Origin of the sequence: Micromonospora sp. NPDC049559 (genome assembly GCF_040676675.1) — a bacterium.
Lineage (GTDB): Bacteria > Actinomycetota > Actinomycetes > Mycobacteriales > Micromonosporaceae > JBFAPK01.
The window spans coordinates 44,069-60,360 of record NZ_JBFAPK010000011.1; the positions used below are offsets into that span (position 1 = coordinate 44,069).

12 protein-coding genes and 1 pseudogene are annotated in these 16,292 nt (G+C 75.0%); 7 read left to right on the forward strand and 6 right to left on the reverse strand.

Features of this window, described 5'->3' with window-relative positions; all coding sequences use genetic code 11:
* Positions 1-147: 147 nt before the first annotated feature.
* Positions 148-504: an STAS domain-containing protein gene (locus AB0J86_RS14895; RefSeq protein ID WP_363857218.1), complete on the reverse strand. Its 357-nt coding sequence runs from the start codon at positions 502-504 to the stop codon at positions 148-150.
* 825 nt (positions 505-1,329) lie between these two features.
* Here AB0J86_RS14895 and AB0J86_RS14900 point away from each other — a divergent pair.
* Entirely contained in the window at positions 1,330-1,473 is a 144-nt protein-coding gene (locus AB0J86_RS14900) for a hypothetical protein (RefSeq protein WP_363857220.1), read from the forward strand.
* 361 nt (positions 1,474-1,834) lie between these two features.
* Positions 1,835-2,302, forward strand: coding sequence for a hypothetical protein (locus tag AB0J86_RS14905; RefSeq protein ID WP_363857221.1), 468 nt, complete (start codon positions 1,835-1,837; stop codon positions 2,300-2,302).
* A 124-nt stretch (positions 2,303-2,426) separates the two neighbouring features.
* Here the strand turns inward: AB0J86_RS14905 and AB0J86_RS14910 are convergent, their stop codons facing one another.
* From AB0J86_RS14910 to AB0J86_RS14920, 3 genes are all read right to left on the reverse strand, one after another.
* On the reverse strand, positions 2,427-5,177 hold the full coding sequence (locus AB0J86_RS14910; RefSeq protein ID WP_363857223.1) for a cellulose binding domain-containing protein: 2,751 nt from the start codon (positions 5,175-5,177) through the stop codon (positions 2,427-2,429).
* Positions 5,178-5,656: 479 nt separating this feature from the next.
* Positions 5,657-6,034: a hypothetical protein gene (locus AB0J86_RS14915; RefSeq protein WP_363857225.1), complete on the reverse strand. Its 378-nt coding sequence runs from the start codon at positions 6,032-6,034 to the stop codon at positions 5,657-5,659.
* Between the two features lie 60 nt (positions 6,035-6,094).
* Positions 6,095-8,140, reverse strand: a complete 2,046-nt coding sequence (locus AB0J86_RS14920; protein ID WP_363857227.1) for a hypothetical protein — start codon at positions 8,138-8,140, stop codon at positions 6,095-6,097.
* A 258-nt stretch (positions 8,141-8,398) separates the two neighbouring features.
* On the opposite strand from AB0J86_RS14920, the gene AB0J86_RS14925 reads away from it, so the two are divergent.
* From AB0J86_RS14925 to AB0J86_RS14935, 3 genes are read left to right on the forward strand one after another with little or no spacing between them, the layout of a single operon-like run.
* Positions 8,399-9,079 carry a BON domain-containing protein gene (locus AB0J86_RS14925; RefSeq protein WP_363857229.1) on the forward strand — a complete coding sequence of 227 codons (681 nt, stop codon included), beginning with the start codon at positions 8,399-8,401 and terminating at the stop codon, positions 9,077-9,079.
* The gene (locus AB0J86_RS14930) at positions 9,076-10,290 is read left to right on the forward strand and encodes a hypothetical protein (RefSeq protein WP_363857231.1); all 1,215 of its coding nucleotides are present in this window, start codon (positions 9,076-9,078) and stop codon (positions 10,288-10,290) included. The genes AB0J86_RS14925 and AB0J86_RS14930 overlap by 4 nt, the downstream gene beginning before the upstream one ends.
* Before the next feature lie 36 nt (positions 10,291-10,326).
* Complete coding sequence (locus AB0J86_RS14935) at positions 10,327-10,878, forward strand: DsbA family protein (RefSeq protein WP_363857233.1); 552 nt, start codon at positions 10,327-10,329, stop codon at positions 10,876-10,878.
* A 98-nt stretch (positions 10,879-10,976) separates the two neighbouring features.
* Here the strand turns inward: AB0J86_RS14935 and AB0J86_RS14940 are convergent, their stop codons facing one another.
* Positions 10,977-13,766 carry a LuxR C-terminal-related transcriptional regulator gene (locus tag AB0J86_RS14940; protein WP_363857235.1) on the reverse strand — a complete coding sequence of 930 codons (2,790 nt, stop codon included), beginning with the start codon at positions 13,764-13,766 and terminating at the stop codon, positions 10,977-10,979.
* A gap of 222 nt (positions 13,767-13,988) precedes the next feature.
* On the opposite strand from AB0J86_RS14940, the pseudogene AB0J86_RS14945 reads away from it, so the two are divergent.
* Positions 13,989-14,297, forward strand: a pseudogene (locus AB0J86_RS14945) (hypothetical protein); the annotation flags it as partial.
* Positions 14,298-14,601: 304 nt separating this feature from the next.
* A complete protein-coding gene (locus tag AB0J86_RS14950) occupies positions 14,602-15,792 on the forward strand; it encodes a zinc-dependent alcohol dehydrogenase (protein WP_363857237.1) in 1,191 nt (396 codons plus the stop codon).
* Between the two features lie 58 nt (positions 15,793-15,850).
* Here the strand turns inward: AB0J86_RS14950 and AB0J86_RS14955 are convergent, their stop codons facing one another.
* Positions 15,851-16,246, reverse strand: coding sequence for a cupin domain-containing protein (locus AB0J86_RS14955; protein WP_363857239.1), 396 nt, complete (start codon positions 16,244-16,246; stop codon positions 15,851-15,853).
* Positions 16,247-16,292: the final 46 nt, after the last annotated feature.

A 16,292-nucleotide genomic window follows, 5' to 3' on the forward strand; every position in this document is an offset into this window, starting at 1 on the left:
CCCCGGCGGAGCCGGCGGCAGGCGCCGGCGGACCACCGTACGGCCGGCGGACGCGGGACACGCCCGCCAGCCAGGGACGGCATCCCAGCCGTGGACGGCGTCGAGCCTCGACGCCGGTGACGAATACGGAGACCGGGCGCGCCGGACCTACAGCGCCGCTTCGGGAGCGGGTGCGCCCGCGAAGTAGGGCTCGGGAGCACCGAAGAGGCCGAGCAGCCCGGTGACCCAGAGCTGCCGGTGTACGAACCGGCTGGGCTCGGTGACCACCAGCTTCACGTTGCTCACCTCGGCGGTCTGGAAGCCGGCCACCATGGCGCTGATGCCGACGGAGTCGATGAAGCTGACCAGTCGCATGTTGAGCTCGATCCGGGACGGTTGTCCCTTCGCCAGCACCTCGGCGATTGCTTCGCGTACCTCGTACGCCGTGTCGACATCGATCTCCCCGCGAGGGGCGATCTCGACTACTCCACCGGGCAGGACTGACTTGACGATCGACAGGCTCACGCGAGCACCTCCACTCGCCCGTGTCCGGGCGCCTCATCAGTACGCGGGCCGCGACCGAGAGTATTCCTCCGACGGCCCCGCTCGCCACCCCTCAGGGCGGACAAAATAATCAGCGGGCCGTCCAAAACAGCCCCTATCCGGGCACTCACCATCATATGTCCTCGTCACGCGGGGCCCCGCCAGCGGTACCCCACGAGCCCCCAGCCTAGTCGCCCGGACCGACAGCACCCGGCAGAGCGCGATCCGCCGGGTTGTCGGAACGGCGACGACGACCGGTACCCCGCTCCGACCTGCGGTAAGCCTCCCGCGCCGGTGCCCTGCTGTGGGAAGTGCCACGCCGCCGGCGCGCCGGGAACAACAACGGGATGAAACCGGCAGTTAACCTCGCATTCACCTCGACGCGCCGCCCGCCGGACCGACCCGCCCGCGCCACCGCACCGTCCACGATCCTTCTGGGCGGTCGCATTGCCGGGAAAGTAATGATCGTTACGGCGCGCACCGGTATGACCAGAGCACGGCACCGCCGGGTAGCCCTGCGTGACGGCGCCACAGCACCTCACGGTCGCCCCCGCGAGACCCGCAGCGCGCTCGACAAGATCTGCGGCACCTCGGCAAGATCCGCACAAATTCCGTGAATTAGTGGCCTGGCGGTCGATCCGAAGGGCCACTTTCTCAGAAAGTTGTGCGGATCTTGCGCGGCCAGCCCCCGGAATTTGTGCGGATCTTGCAGGGCCGACCCGCCGCTGGCGTGTGGTTACTACCATCGATGCCTCCATCGGGACCGGCGGGACGCGCCGGCCCGACTTCCGGAGGGACGACCCAACCATGCTGAAGAAACTGCTCGGCATCGCCGGCGTCGGCGCGCTGCTGGCCCTCGTCCTGGCCTGCGGGATCGGGGGTGGCGGGGACGACGACGATGACGACGATGACGACTTCGCTCAGCCCGCGGCCGTCGTACTGATCCGCTGATCCGACGTCGGGGCCGGCCGGGTGATCCGGTCGGTCCCGGCACTCCCCCTCCCGGCGGGCCCGGTCCCCGGCACTCCCCGTCCCCGAACCTTGCCACTCCCCGCCGCCCGACCCGCTCCCCGGCGCTCCCCCAGCCGCCCCGCTCCTCGTGCACTCCCCCCGGTCCCCGGGGCTCCCGCCCCGCCCCGCGCGGCCCCGAACCCGGCCGGGGCAGACCCGCGCCGGCCGGGTCGGCCCCAGGCCCGGGGGACGCTCCGGGTTTGCCGGGAATGCTCTCCGGGCACCTCGGAGGTAGCAACCCGCAACCGCGCCGAACAGAGCCTCTGTCCGAAGTGGCGTTCGGCATCCGAGGAGGTAGCGAATGTTCGGAACCAACCTGCTCGACCGCAGGAGCAAACCGGAACGGATCGCCGACCAGGCCTGGGCACATCTAATGTCGGCGGTGAGTTCGGCCGGGGACGCCGCCCGCAGCACCACGGTCGGCGCCGTCCGCTCTGCCAAGCGCGGCACCTCCCACCTCACGGACGAGGCCGGCGACCTGGTCGGCTCGGCCGCCGAGGAGGCCTGGCAGCGGGCCCGCAACGCGTTCGACGCCCTCGCGGGTCGGCGCCCCGGCCTGCCCTGGGCCTGGCTGATCGGGGCCGGCCTGGCCGGTGCCGCGATCGGCTGGGCGGCGGGCACCGCCGCCCGCGCGGCCGCCGCGCGACGCGAGGAGGCGGCCCGGACCGACTCGACCGACTCGATCGAGTTCGTCGAGATGGACCGGGCCGACTCGCCCATGCCGCTGGGCCGGGCGAACTCGTCGGTCGCGGCCGACCGGGCCCACTGAGCACACCGGCGAGGCGGCGGGGGCCGCCACCCCTAACCCGGGGTGGCGGCCCCGTGCCATGAGGCTGCGGGCCCCGCGCTCTGAGCGTGGCGGCCCCCGTGCCCTGAGTCCGGAACCCCGGGCCTCAGCTCCGCGTGCAGCTCACCGGTGCCGGTACCGAGTTGGTGCCGGTCCAGGTGCCGAGGAAGCCGAACGTCGTGGTCGCGTTCGGGGCGAGGTTGCCGTTGTACGACACGTTGCGCACGGCGACGACCGCGCCGTTCTGCGTGTGCGTGCCGCCCCAGACCTGGCTGACGGTCTGGCCGTTGGCGAAGGTCCAGCCCGCCGTCCAGCCGGTCATCGCCGTCGAGCCGGTGTTGCGCACCGTGACCTCGGCCTGGAAGCCACCCTGCCAGGAGCCGGTGATCCGGTACGTCGCCGAGCAGCCGCCCGCCGGCGGGCTCGTGGGCGGCGCCGTGGTGGGTGGCGCGGTCGTGGGCGGGGCGGTGGTCGGCGGCGCCGTCGTCGGGGGCGCGGTCGTCGGCGGTACGGTCGTCGGTCCGCCGGTCGGCCCGCTCAGCCGGTCGGCGTAGAGCACGCCCCGACCGTTGGTACCGAGGTACACCCGCCCGTAGATCCGCGGGTCGCCGGTGATCGCCTCGCCCGCGTTGCCGTACTGGTGCTTGTCGTCGTTGATCCGTACCCAGGCGGCGCCGGCGTTGTCGGAGCGGTACACGCCGGCCTTGCCGTCGACGGTGGCGACCGCGAAGAGCGCGGGGTACGTCTGGCCCGGCGCCGCCTTGCCGAAGCCGACGTTCACGGCGGCGCTGACGTTGCCGAGCCGGGTGAAGCTGGTACCGCCGTTGGTGGAGCGCCAGATGCCCGACGTGCCGGCCGAGTCCCCACCGGCCAGCCAGATCTCCCCCTCGACCCCGGGCAGCGGCTTGACGTGCACGGTCCCGGCGCTGGGCAGGCCGGTCGCGGCGGTGGCGGTGAAGCTGGCCCCGCCGTTGGTGCTGACGTAGAACCGCCCGCCGCTGAACCCGTAGAAGCGGTTCGGGTTGACCCGGTCCGCCTCCACCCTGGCGTTCGCCGGAATGCCGGTGGACTGGGTCCACGAGTTGCCGTAGCCGACCGAGTAGACGACCGGTTGACCGGAGTCGCCCGGGGCCCAGACGAAGCGGCTGCCGTTGGCCGCCGCGGCGACCGTACCGCCGTTGTTGACGCCGCTCGGCTCGGTGCTCTGGAACCAGTTGGCCCCGCCGTCGGTGGAGAAGGCGACGTGACTGTCGCCGGGCCGGTCCGCGTCGGTGAAGTTGCCGGCCCGGACCATGATGCTCGGGTTCGCCTCGGCGAAGTCGAGGCTGGTCGTGCTGGTGAAGACCGGCTGGGTGAACATCATCGGCGGTACGGCGTCGAGGTTGGTGTGCCGGAACCCGCCGATGTCACCGAGCGCGCTGACCAGCGGGGCGCCGCTCGGCGGGCTGACCAGGTCGAGGACGGCGGTCTCCTCCAGCCCCTTCACCATCGGCCGAATGGTGACCTTGCCGCCGGAGTCCCAGTTCTTGAGGTTCGTGGTGCCGTAGATGGTGGCGCCGGTGCCGTACATCAGGCGGTTCGAGTCGAACGGGTCGATCTCCACCGACTCGTTCATCCAGCCCAGCTTCGGCGCGGTCTCCGGCGGCGCCGGATTGCCGCCGAAGGTCAGCCACGGCACCGAGCCGATGTCCATCGTGTAGCGCGTGGTCCGCTCGGGATAGGCGGCCCAGTCCCAGATGCGGGTCCAGGTGGCGCCGCCGTCCAGGCTGCGGAAGAAGATCGCGTCCGGCCACCAGGAGACCTGGGTGGCGACCATGATGGTGTTCGGGTTCTGCCGGTCGATCGTCAGCCCGCTGTAGCCGAAGTAGTCGTCGGCGCTGCTGGACGGGATCGGGCTGATCTGGGTCCACGCCCCGGTGGCCCGGTTGAACTTCCAGACGTCCCCCTTGGCCCCGTCGTACGGGCCACCGGTGTCGCTCGTGGCGAGGTAGAGGTACCCGCCCACGGGGTCCACCACGCCCTTGTGCGCGAGGTACCCGGTCGGCTGGCCGGCGATCCGCTCCCAGGTGGTACCGCCGTTGGTGCTGCGGTACACCGGGTTCTGCTTGTCCGCGACGCCGACGTAGATGGTCTGGGTGGTGTTGCCCGCGGTACCGGTGCTCTTGTCGAAGGTGACCCAGGTGACGCCCTGGTTGTGGTTGAGGTAGCCGTTGCTGTCGTTCGGGTCCTGGGCGTAGTTGCCGACGTTGGGGAAGTTGGTCACCTTCGCCCAGGTGACGCCGTAGTCGGTACTGCGCCAGAGGCCGTTGCCGTCCTCGGCGCCGAAGTAGAGCACGCTGTTGCGGTTCGGGTCCACCGCCAGCCGCTCCCCCTGCCCGCGCCCCGGCATGTTGCCGCCGACCTTGAAGGGCAGCGGCGTGGCCTGCCAGTTCGCGCCCTTGTCGGTGGAGCGCAGGATGGCCCCGTTGTTCGGGTCCCAACTGTTGGTGTACATCCCGACCGCCGCGTAGACCCGGTTGGTCTGCACCGGGTCGGTGGCGATGCTGAGCACGCCGTTCCAGCCCCAGCGGTCCCAGCCGACCCAGTCGAACAGCGGCGTCCAGGACTGGCTGCTCTGCTCCCAGCGGTACGCGCCACCGATGTCGGTACGCGCGTAGATCAGGTTTCGTTCGGTGGGGTTGAAGACGATGCCCGGTACGAAGCCGCCGCCGTCGATCCGGACGTTCTTCCAGGAGTACGGCTCGGAGGCGGCGGCCTCGGCGGGGGCCGTGCGTGGACTGAGGACCGTCTGGCCGGCGACGGCCATGGCGCCGGCGACCAGGACGGCGGCGAGGGCGCTGCTGAGGCTCTTGCGCATGTACGGCTTCCTCTCGCAGGTACGCGGTGCGCGGAGGTGGCGGGGTTGGGAGTGCGGTGGGGGTACGGGATGCGGCGGGCGCGCCCCACCGGGCACGGCCCGGCGCGGGCCGGCCGGGCGCGGAGCTCCGCCGGAGGGGGTTCACCGGAGGGGGGTTACCGGAGCAGGAGGATCACCGGCCACGGGGAGGTGGCCGCGTGTCGCGGCGACGTCCGGGCGGTCCCGTCGGGAGCTGCCCGTGCTCCCGATTGACGCTCCCGATTGGCGCTTCCGAAATGGCGGCGCTCCCGGGTGGCGTACCCAGGTGGCGTACCCGGAACGTGCCCGCGCGGCGGTGCGGCCCGGTGGCGCTACCGGATGGTCGTACCGGCTCCCACACCGGTCACAGGCAGACATTCACACACGTGCGTGCACGCTGTCAATAGTTGCCGTTCCCAACAAAGGCGGGAACGGGACGGGACGCCCGGCCCCCGACCCGGTCAGCGCCGGATGATCGGGGGCAGCAGCGGCGGGAAGCTGGGCCGGGCCGTGGGCGAGGGCGGCGCGGTGGTGGGACCGGTCGTGGGCATACCGGACGGGGACACCGACGGGCTCGGCCGGTGCGTGCGTTCCGCGCCGGTGCCGGTCGGCACCGGGCCCGCTCCCTCGCCGGAGACGCCGCCGACCAGGGCCGGCGGTGGCTCGGGCAGCTGCCGTCCGGCGCCGTCGGCGCTCGGCGAGGCGGGCACCTGCCACGTCACGTGCGGTACCGGTGTGGGCGGGCGATCGGAGCGCGCCAGCGTCCCGCCCAGCCAGACGGCCGGGCCGAGGCCCACCGCCACGATGCCGCCGAACAGCGCCGCCGCCTGCCGGTCCATCGCCACACCTCTCCGGCATCGCACCAGGTTGACCACCGGCGGCGGGGGTACGGGTGGCGGTCAGTCGAGCCGGAACACCACCGCGTCGGCGATCACCTCACGACGGATGCCGAGTCCGTCCACCGGCCGGTTCACCACATCCTGCCATGGGCTCCCCGCGGCGTACCCCGGTAACACGATGACTGTCCGGATGCCGAGCTGCCGCAGGTACGCGACGCTGGCGGAGTCCGGGAAGGAGGTCGTCGCGGCCCTGGTCTGTGCCTGCGACGCGGGGGTGAAGGAGGCGAGCCCGTTGACCATCTTCGGGAAGCCGTCGGTGGCCCAGAGCATCACGCTGAACTCCAGCAGGCCGTCGCTCGGCAGCACCAGCAGCGGGCCGGCCGCCCCGCGCAGCGCCGCCGGCTGCGGCAGCACCTGCGGGTGCGGCGTGGTGTTGACACCCTCGACGATCACCAGGGCCAACGGGATGATCGCCGCGAGCCGGAGCAGCCAGCCGGTGCGGGGCGACGTACCGGCGGACCCGCCCGGGCCGGCGGCGGACCCCGGTGCGTCGTCCACCGCACCGGCCTGCCGAGGTACGGCCGGCGCCGCAGCGTCCGCCGATGCCGCAGCGCCGCCCGATGCCCGAGCGTCCGCCGATGCCGCAGCGCCGCCCGATGCCCGAGCGTCCGCCGATGCCGCAGCGCCGCCCGATGCCCGAGCGTCCGCCGGGTCCGGGGTGTCCGCCGATGCCGGACCGGCCGCGGGTACCGGGGTGTCCCCGGACGCCGGAGCGGCGGCGGGCCGCGGGTCGGAGCGGGTCAGCGCGCCGGCCGCCAGGATGCCGAGCAGCAGCGTGGTCCAGAGCACGAGCCGGCCGGGCGTGCGGATCGCGTCCCAGCCCGGCGCGTACCGCACCAGCGTCGCGTAGCCGGGCGCACCGTGGTCGGCGAACTCGGTACCGGAGGCGAGCGCGACGCTGACCAGCACGCCCGCGGTGAGCAGCACCCGGTGCCACACCCGCCAGGCGGAGAAGAAAAGGCCGGTGCAGGCGAGCCCGATCAGCACCACCCCGGGCAGCAGCGTCATCTCCCCCGGGAACGAGAGGGTCTCCCGCGCCGCCGCGTGCCGCTCGCCCCAGAGCCACGACTCGGGCGGTGCGGTGAAGAAGCCGCGCAGCGGCGGGGAGAACATCTCCACCTGCTCCAGGGTCCGCCGGCCCTCCGGGAAGCGGGCCACCACCTCCAGGTAGGGGCGGGCCATGAAGAGGGTCACGGCCGCGAAGATCGCGCCGCCGCCGAGGTCGGCGGCGAGGAGCCGGCCACCGAACGGGGGCCGGGCCCGACGACGCCACCACGACCAGCCGTACCCGACCGCCGCGCCGAGGCAGAGCAGCCCGAGGGCGTACCCGAACGGCAGCCCGATGCCGAAGCCGAGGGTGATCTGCCAGGCCGCCACGAGCCAGCCGGAGAGGGCCCAGCCGGGCCGGCGTCGGTGCGGCCGGTAGCCGTACCGCAGCGACCAGCCGTGGCCCCGGGCGAGCATCGCCAGCGCGAGCGCGATCCCCCCGACGGAGAGCACGTGCAGGTGCCCGGCCTGCGCCAGCCGCCACGGCGCGTAGGCGAAGCCCGCCCCGGCCACCGCCGCCCCGATCCGGTTCGCCCCGAGCTGGCGGGCCAGCGCGTACGCCCCGACGAACGCGAGCGCGTGCACCAGCACGTACAGGATGTTGTAGCGCAGCACGGCCGCCTCGGGGCCGGACCCGATCATGCCGGCCAGGGCGTACCCGAGCAGGGTGTCCGAGTACGCGTACGTGTACGGCTCGGGAAAGAACGTGTTGGAGTCCCAGAGGTGCCCCGGCTGGGTCAGCAGGGCGTGCCCGCCCCAGGCGACCTGCCACGCCTGGAGCACCGGGTCGCCGATGTCCTGCGGCAGCGTACGGGTGGGGTCGCGCAGCGTCGGCCAGGTGAGCACCACGGCCAGCAGCAGCCCGCCGAGCACGGCGAGGGTCCATTCGTGCCGCGCCACGCGCAGCACCGCCGCCAGCGGCCGGGTACGCCCGCGCGGGGCCTCCGCCTCGGTCGCGTCGCCCTGCCGCACCGGCGGGGCGTCCTGCTCCGTCGTCATCGCCGTCCTCTTGGCCGTACCGGGTCCGGAGACCGGCCGCCGGTCGAGCCCGGCGGGTCCGGTCAGACTTGGATGATCCCCTATGTCTTCGGCGCCTGTCACGCCGCCGCAACGGTACGGCTCATCCGCCTCGGGTGAGGGGGGCTCATCCGGTACCGACGGAGCATCGGGCTCGGACGGGACAGCCGGCGGGCCCGGTCCCGGTACCGGGCGGTCGGGCGACCCGGCACGAACGCCGACTCCGGGGAGGAACGACCGATGGCCACCACGGCGACAGTCACCCGCAGCGACCAGGACATCCAGCAGGACGTGCTCGACGAGCTGAGCTGGGAGGCCCGGCTGCAGCCGAACGAGATCGGCGTCCTGGTCGAGGAGGGCGTGGTCACCCTCACCGGCTGGGTGGACAACTACGCGAAGAAGTGGGCGGCGGAGCGGGCCGCGCACCGGGTCAACCGGGTCCGGGCGGTCGCCAACGACGTCGAGGTGCGGTTGCCCAGCGGCGAGGCGCGTACCGACCCGGACATCGCGGTCGCGGCCACCCGGGCGCTGGAGTGGGATGCCTTCGTACCGGTCGGCGACATCGACGTGACCGTCTCGAACGCCTGGGTGGTGCTGCGCGGCAACGTCGAGTGGGAGTACCAGCGGCGCGCCGCCGAGCGCTCGGTCTGCCAGCTCACCGCCGTACGCGGGGTGACCAACGGGATCACGGTCCGGCCGCGGTCGCGCCCGGACCCGGACGAGCTGCGGCACCGGATCGAGAGCGCGCTGGTGCGCAGCGTCGAGACCGACGCCCAGGGGATCGAGATCGAGGTGCGGGACGAGACCATCGTGCTGGCCGGCACGGTCCGCTCCTGGCTCGAACGGGAGGAGGCGGAGCGGGTCGCCTGGTCCGCGCCGGGCATCACCACCGTGCACAACCACATCACGGTGCGGCTGTGACCGGCGCGGCCGAACCGGAACCCGAGGTCGTCGTCGGCGTCGTCGCGTCGCCCGGACCCGCCGGCGAGCTGGCCGGACAGGTCGGGACCGAGCTGACGGAGCTGCTCCGGGCCCGTCTGCCGGGCGTACGGTGGGCCGTACGGGTCCTCACCGAGCGGCCCACCGGCGCGCCGACCGAGCTGGCCCAGGTGATCGACGCCGTCCGCCAGCGGCTGCTCGCCGAGGGTTGGAACCTGGCCGTCTGCCTGACCGACCTGCCGCTGCGGACCGGCCGCCGCCCGGTCGTGGCCCACGCCAGCGTCAGCCACGGGGTGGCGGTGCTCTCGCTGCCCGCCCTCGGTCCGGTCGCCCTCACCCGGCGGGCCCCGGGCGAGCTGGCGCGGCTGGTCGCCGCGCTGACCGGCGACGCGGACCGGACGGAGCCGCGGACGGGCACGGCGGAGGCGCGGACGGGCACGGCGGAGGCGCGGACGGGCACGGCGGAGGCGCGGACGGGCACGGCGGAGGCGCGGACGGGCATGGCGGAGGCGCGGCGCCGGGTCGCCGACCGGCGGCTGCGCGAGATCGGTACCCGGGTACCGGCGGACCGGCACGGGCTCGGGCTGGTCGGCGCCGTGATCGGAGGCAAGCGGCGGCTGCTGGCCGGCGTGCTGCGCGCCAACCGGCCGTGGCGGCTGGCGTCACGGCTGCCCCGCGCCCTGGTCGCCGCCTTCGCGACCGGCGTCTTCGCCCTGGTCACCGTCGACATCTGGGAGCTGGCCGGCCCGCTCGGCGCGGCCCGGATGGTGCTGCTGGCGGTCGGCTCGGTGGTCGCGTTGACGCTGACCATCCTGCTCGGCGCCGGCCTGCTGGAACGGGTGCCGCCCGGTGCGCCCGCCCGGTCACCGGCGCGGGAACAGGCCGTGCTCTTCAACGTGGCCACGGTGCTCACCGTGCTGCTGGGCGTGGTGGCGCTGTACCTGGTGCTCTGGGTCCTCACGGTGATCGGCTCGCTGCTGCTGGTACCGGCGGAGCTGCTGAGCGAGAAGACCAACCATCACGCCGGTGCCGTCGACCAGATCATGCTGGGCTGGCTGGCCAGCGCGCTGGCGACCGCCGGCGGGGCGCTCGGCGTGGCGCTGGAGAGCGACGCGACCGTCCGGGAGGCCACCTACCGGTACCGGCCGGGCGTGGCGCCGGTCGACGCGGCGGGAACCACCCGTACGGGGTGACCACCGCTCACCCCCCGGCGGACGACGATGACCTTCATGACCACCCCGCTCCAGGTGACGGTCAGTCGGTTGCGCGTGCCGGTGACCGACGAGGACCACATCCGCGGCCCGGCGGACGCCGCGGTCACGCTCGTCGAGTACGGCGACTTCCAGTGCCCGCACTGCGGTGCCGCGTACGCCAGCGTGCGCGAGGTGCTCCGCCAGCGCGGGACGACCGTACGGTTGGTCTTCCGCCACTTCCCCATCGTCAACGTGCACCCGTACGCGGAGAGCGCGGCCGAGGTCTCCGAGGCGGCCGGCGCCCGGGACCGGTTCTGGGAGATGCACGACTGGCTCTTCGAACACCAGGACCAGCTCGACCCGGTGCACCTGTCGCTCGGGGTGCAGCAGCTCGGCCTGCCGGTCGACCCGATCGGCGAGGAGGTGCGGGCGCACCGGCACCTGGACCGGGTGCGGCGCGACTTCGTCGGCGGCATCCGCAGCGGCGTGAACGGCATCCCGACCTTCTTCGTCAACGGCGTCCGGCACGACGGCTCGTACGCCGTGGCGGAGCTGCTCGCCTCGGTCGACGCGGCCGCCGGCACCTGACGCCGCGCGGCCCGGCACGCGGCCCGCCGTGACGCGCGGCACGGCTCGACCTGCGGCGCGGGGCGCGCGGCCCACCTCGACGGCCCGGCGCGGCCGGGTCAGAGGAGCCGGAGTTCGCGGGCCCGGCGCACCGCCTCCCGCCGCCGGGTGGCGTCCAGCTTCCGGTAGATGTTGCGCACGTGCGTCTTCACCGTGTTGACCGAGAGCGAGAGTTCGCTCGCGATCTCCACGTTGGAGAGGATGCTCTGCAGGTAGCGCAGGATGGTCAGCTCCCGCTCGGTCAGCGGCTCACCCAGCAGCGGCGAGGCGCCGCCCGCCGGCCCGGCCCGCTCCCCGCTCGCCTCGACCAGCTGGCTCAGCGTCGGCCAGTGCGCGGTCCCCGAGTCCAGGTGCGCGGCGAGCAGGTCGCGGGCGGAGGGCTCGGCCCGGGTGAGGAAGCGCCGGAAACCCTCCGGCTCGGCCAGCTCCAGCACCCGCTCCAGGGTGCGGGCGGCCCGCCGGCCGTCCCCGGCCCGCTGGGCGGTCACCGCGTCCAGCAACCCCGCCTCCAGTCGTACCGGCAGCGGCCAGTCCCCCGCGCGCGGCCCCTGCCAGTCCGGCAGGACCCGGGCGGCGGCGTGCGGGTCGCCCGCGCGCAGGTGGGCCCGGGACAGCGCGACGGCCAGCGGCTCGGTCGGCGGTACCGCCTCCTCCAGCGCCGGGCCCAGCAGCTCGCGGGCGCCGTCCGTGTCCCCGTGCGCGGTGCGCAGGTCGGCCTCGGCGGCGAGCAGCCAGCCGGCCAGCTCGGCGGCGCGCCCGCACCCGGCCAGCCCCCGGCGGGCGGCCAGCAGGAGCTGGTGGCCACCCGCCAGATCACCCTGGTCGCGCAGCAGTTGGGCGCGGACCAGGGCGGCGAGCGCCGCCTCGACCGGCGCCTCGCGGGCCGCGCCGTAACGGCCGGTGGCCAGCTCCAGGTGCGCGCGGGCCTCCGCGTTCCGGTCCCGGTGCAGCGCCACGGTCGCCAGGGCCAGGTACGCGTACGCGCGGTCGCGCGGCTCCGGGTCGGTCCTCGACACCGCCGCCAGCGCCACCCGGGCGGTCTCCTCGGCCGAGCCCAGCCGGCCCCGCGCCGCGCGGACGAGCGCGAGCCGGGCCGCGCAGGCGAGCGTGGCCCGGGCCAGCCCGGCCGGTTCCGCCTCGGCCAGGCCGAGGGCCAGCTCGGCCTCGGCGCCGGTCAGGTCGCCCTCGTCGAGCAGGGCCGCGCCGAGCAGGGCACGGGCGACCACGCGGGCCCCGACCGCGTCGGGCAGCCCCGGCGCCTCGGCCGCCCCCGGCGCGCCCGGCAGCACGGCGACCTCCGGGCCGCCGGCGCCCGGCGGCGCCGCCTCGGCGCCGCCCCGGGCCGGGGCCGGGAGGCCGGCCGCCGCCCCGGGAGTCTCCGACCAGCCGCCCGGCCCGGGAGCCGGGGCCCCGACCGGCTCGCCGAGCGCCCGCAGCCGGGCCGCCGTCGCGCGGACCGCCGCCCCGTCCCCGGCCAGCCGGGCCCCGGCGAGGCGCAGGGCCGTGGCGACCAGCGCGAGACGCTGCCGCCGCGCGCCGTCGACCCGCCGTTCCCCCTCGGCGACCAGCCGCAGGTACGCCGTGGCGCCCGACAGGTCGTACCGGTCCAGCCGCTCCGCCGCGCAGGCCAGTGCCAGCTCCGGCGCGGCCCGTACCGCCTCGGGCGGGGGCGGCGCCGTGGGCGCGACGGGCGCGTCCGCGCGGGCGGGTTCGGCGTACGGCAGCAGCTCCGGCCAGCCGGCCGTCAGGACGGTACCCGCCAACGCCCAGTCGCCGGCGGCGAGCGCGTGCCGCAGCGCGGGCGCGGGCAGCGCGTGCCCGGCGTACCAGCCGGCCGCCCGCCGGTGCAGTTCCCGCAGCTCGGCGGCGGGGCGCTGGCGCAACTGGGCCCGCAGCAGCTCGCCGAGCATCCGGTGGCAGCGGTACGCCGGTGGCCGGGTACCGAGCGCCACGAGAAAGCCGGTGTTCCGTTCCAGCACGCTCAGGAGGCTCTCGCCGTCCGTACGGTCGCTCAGCGCGCCGAGCAGCTCCCCCGACACCGACTCGACCAGGCCGGCCCGCCACAGCGCCTCGCGCGCCTCGCCGTCCAGCCCGGCCAGCACCTCCTCGGTCAGGTAGTCGGCGACGGCGGGGTGGTCGCCGGTGAACTCCTCGACGAGGCGCGCCGGATCGGGATGGTGGCGCGCCGCGAGCGCGGCGAGCCGCAGCCCGGCCGGCCACCCCTCGGTACGGGCGCACAGCTCGCGTACCCGGGCCGCGGGCAGTGCCAGCCCCTGGCCGGCCAGCAGCTCGGCCGCCTCCTCCTCGGTGAACGCCAGCTCGGCGGCGCGCAGCTCGGTCAGCTCGCCGCTGAGCCGGCGGCGGGCCAGCCCCAGCGCCGGCTCGCCGCGCGCGCCGATGACCAGCCGGAGCCGCCCACCGGAGTGCCGCAGCAGGTACGCCAGGGCGTCGAGCGCGTCGGGTTCGGTGATCCGGTGCAGGTCGTCGAGGACGAGGACGGCCGGTTCGGGCCGGCGGGCGAGCACGGCGGCGAGCCGGTCGAGCAGGGCCCGCTCGGGCCGCGTCTCGGGACCGGCCGGGCGCGTGTCCGGGGCGGGCAGCGGGACGAGGGGCGCCAGCGCCGCCCGCAGGTACGACCAGAGCCGGCCCCCGGAGTCGCCGGGCTCGACCGACACCCAGGCGTGGCCGCCGGCGCGTTCGCGGGTCCGGTACCAGGAGCCGAGCAGGGTCGTCTTGCCCCAGCCGGCCGGCGCGCTGACCAGCGTGACCGGGCCGGCGACGCCGCTGTCGAGCAGCTCGACGAGCCGGGGGCGCGCGATCACGCCGTCCGGCAGCCGCTCCTCGGGCATCCGTCCCTCCCCCCACGGACAAGAGAATCCTTGGTCCGGCGGCGGCATACCCGGCGCGGCGGGCTTCACCCCTTCGGGGGGAGCCGGGTTCACCCGGGGCGGCCCGACGATGCCGGGGTGAGCTGGGTGCACAGGACCGCGGCGGCCGCGGCGGCGCTCACCGCCGGCGGGGTCGCCGTCCGGCGGGCGTTCGCCCGGCGCGCCGCCGACGACTGGCCGGAGATCGACTCGGCCGATCCGGACGTCCGCCGCTGGCAGGTGGTGACGGTGCACCGGCCGCGCGAGGAGGTGCTGGTCGACGGCCGGCTGCCGGAACCGCTGGCCCGGCTCGGTGACGGCGTGGAGGTACGGGTACGCCCCGCTCCGGGCGACCGCGGCACGGAGCTGGCCGCCCGGCTGCGGGGCGACGGCAACCGGCTCACCGGCATGGCCGCCCACGTCACCGGCGACGACCCGCGGCTGGTGGTACGCGAGTCGCTGCGGCAGAGCAAGCAGCTCGCCGAGACGGGTGAGCTGCTCCGCCCGGACCGGCCCGCGGCCGGCCGCCGCGCCGGGCTGAACCGTCCGCTGGACCGCCCGCCCGACTATTCGCTCGACCGTCCGCTCGACCGCCCGGTGACCGGCCGCCGCGCCGCGCCGGACCGCCCGCTCGACTATTCCCGCGACCGCCGGCCCGACCACCCCTCGACCGGGCACCGCGCCGCGCCGGACCGCCCGCTCGACCAGCCGCTGGAGAACCCGCTGGAGGGCCCGCCGGAGCCGGTCGTCGAGCGGTCCCCGGACGGCGAGGGAACGCGGTGAGGGCGGCCACGGCCCGGAGGGGGGCCGGTCGACGATGAGGGCCCTGTGCTGGGAGGGCGCGAACGGGCTGGCGGTCGAGGAGGTCCCGGACCCCGAGATCCGCAACGCGCAGGACATGATCGTGCGGGTACGCCGGTCGGCGACCTGCGGTTCGGATCTGCACCTGCTCGGCGGGCACATCCCGTTCATGCAGTCCGGTGACGTGCTCGGGCACGAGTTCCTGGGCGAGGTGGTGGAGGTCGGTCCGGAGGTGCGCCGGCACGCGGTCGGCGACCGGGTGGTGGTCTGCTCGTTCGTCGCCTGCGGGCGGTGCTGGTACTGCCGGCGGGGCCTCTTCTCCTGCTGCGACAACGGCAGCACCAACCCCGCCGTCACCGAGTTCGCCTGGGGGTACGCGCCGGGCGGCTGCTACGGCTACTCGCACGCGATGGGCGGCTTCGCCGGCAGCCACGCCGAGTACATCCGGGTGCCCTACGCCGACCAGGGGGCGTTCACGGTGCCGGACGAGGTCAGCGACGACCGGGCGGTCTTCGCCTCCGACTCGGCGCCGACCGGCTGGATGGGGGCGGAGCTGGGCGACGTGCGACCAGGTGACGTGGTGGCGGTCTGGGGCTGCGGCGCGGTGGGGCAGCTCGCTGCCCGGGCCGCGACGCTCCTGGGCGCCGAACGGGTGATCGGGATCGACCGGTACGACTACCGGCTGCGCATGGCCGAACGGCACGCCGGCGCCGAGACGATCAACTACGCGGAGACCGACGTCGGCGCGGAGCTGCGGGAGCGTACCGGCGGGCGCGGGCCGGACGTCTGCATCGAGGCGGTCGGCATGGCGGCGTCCGACTCCGCCCCGCGCCCGACGCCCGACCGGGTGGGCGACCGGGTGACGCGGCGGCTGCGGATCGGGCCCGACCGGGCGGTGGCGGTACGCGAGGCGATCCAGTCCTGCCGCAAGGGCGGCAGCGTCTTCGTCCTCGGGGTCTTCACCGGGTTCGTGGACCGGTTCCCCCTCGGCGCGGCGATGAACAAGGGGCTGACCGTCCGCGCCGCCCAGCAGCACGGGCAGCGGTACATCCCGATGCTGCTGGAGCGGATGCGGCGCGGGGAACTGGTCACCGAGCACCTGGCGACGCACCGGCTGCCGCTGGACGAGGCGCCGCGCGGGTACGACCTGTTCCGCGAGAAGTCCGACGGCTGCGTACGGGCCGTCTTCCAGCCGGACCTGCGGTGAGAGGGCATCCCGGAGGCCGCCCGGCCAGCTGACGAGTTGACCGGGCGGCCAGCGGGGATCAAGTGAGTTCGTGGCCCGTCGTACTGTCGACGTGCTCGGGGATCGCGCCGTCGTGACGGTCACCGGTGGTCGACGTGCCGGACGGTTCGAACATCAGGATGGCCCCGCCGGGCGAGGACGGTTTGTGCGGAGTGCCCTTCGGGACCACGAAAACGTCACCGGTGCGGAGACTGACGGTCCGCTCCGCACCGTCGGGATCGCGCAGCGCGATGTCGAACTGCCCGTCCAGCGCGAGGAAGAACTCGTCGGTGTCGTCGTGGACGTGCCACACGTGCTCGCCACGGGTGTGCGCGATCCGGACGTCGTAGTCGTTCATCCGGGCCACGATCCGGGGGCTGTAGATCTGCTCGAACGAGGCCAGCGCCGCGCCGAGGTTGACCGGGTTGATCATCATGCGCCCAGCCTGCCCGGGCCGGCGACCGGGCGTCTTGTACGTTGTT

Coding starts and splice junctions, on each gene's coding strand:
- AB0J86_RS14940 (WP_363857235.1), bottom strand. CDS start 13,766: ATGCCCGAGGAGCGGCTGCCGGACGGCGTGATCGCGCGCCCCCGGCTC.
- AB0J86_RS14900 (WP_363857220.1), top strand. CDS start 1,330: ATGCTGAAGAAACTGCTCGGCATCGCCGGCGTCGGCGCGCTGCTGGCC.
- AB0J86_RS14910 (WP_363857223.1), bottom strand. CDS start 5,177: ATGCGCAAGAGCCTCAGCAGCGCCCTCGCCGCCGTCCTGGTCGCCGGC.
- AB0J86_RS14905 (WP_363857221.1), top strand. CDS start 1,835: ATGTTCGGAACCAACCTGCTCGACCGCAGGAGCAAACCGGAACGGATC.
- AB0J86_RS14955 (WP_363857239.1), bottom strand. CDS start 16,246: ATGATGATCAACCCGGTCAACCTCGGCGCGGCGCTGGCCTCGTTCGAG.
- AB0J86_RS14915 (WP_363857225.1), bottom strand. CDS start 6,034: ATGGACCGGCAGGCGGCGGCGCTGTTCGGCGGCATCGTGGCGGTGGGC.
- AB0J86_RS14935 (WP_363857233.1), top strand. CDS start 10,327: ATGACCACCCCGCTCCAGGTGACGGTCAGTCGGTTGCGCGTGCCGGTG.
- AB0J86_RS14920 (WP_363857227.1), bottom strand. CDS start 8,140: ATGACGACGGAGCAGGACGCCCCGCCGGTGCGGCAGGGCGACGCGACC.
- AB0J86_RS14950 (WP_363857237.1), top strand. CDS start 14,602: ATGAGGGCCCTGTGCTGGGAGGGCGCGAACGGGCTGGCGGTCGAGGAG.
- AB0J86_RS14925 (WP_363857229.1), top strand. CDS start 8,399: ATGGCCACCACGGCGACAGTCACCCGCAGCGACCAGGACATCCAGCAG.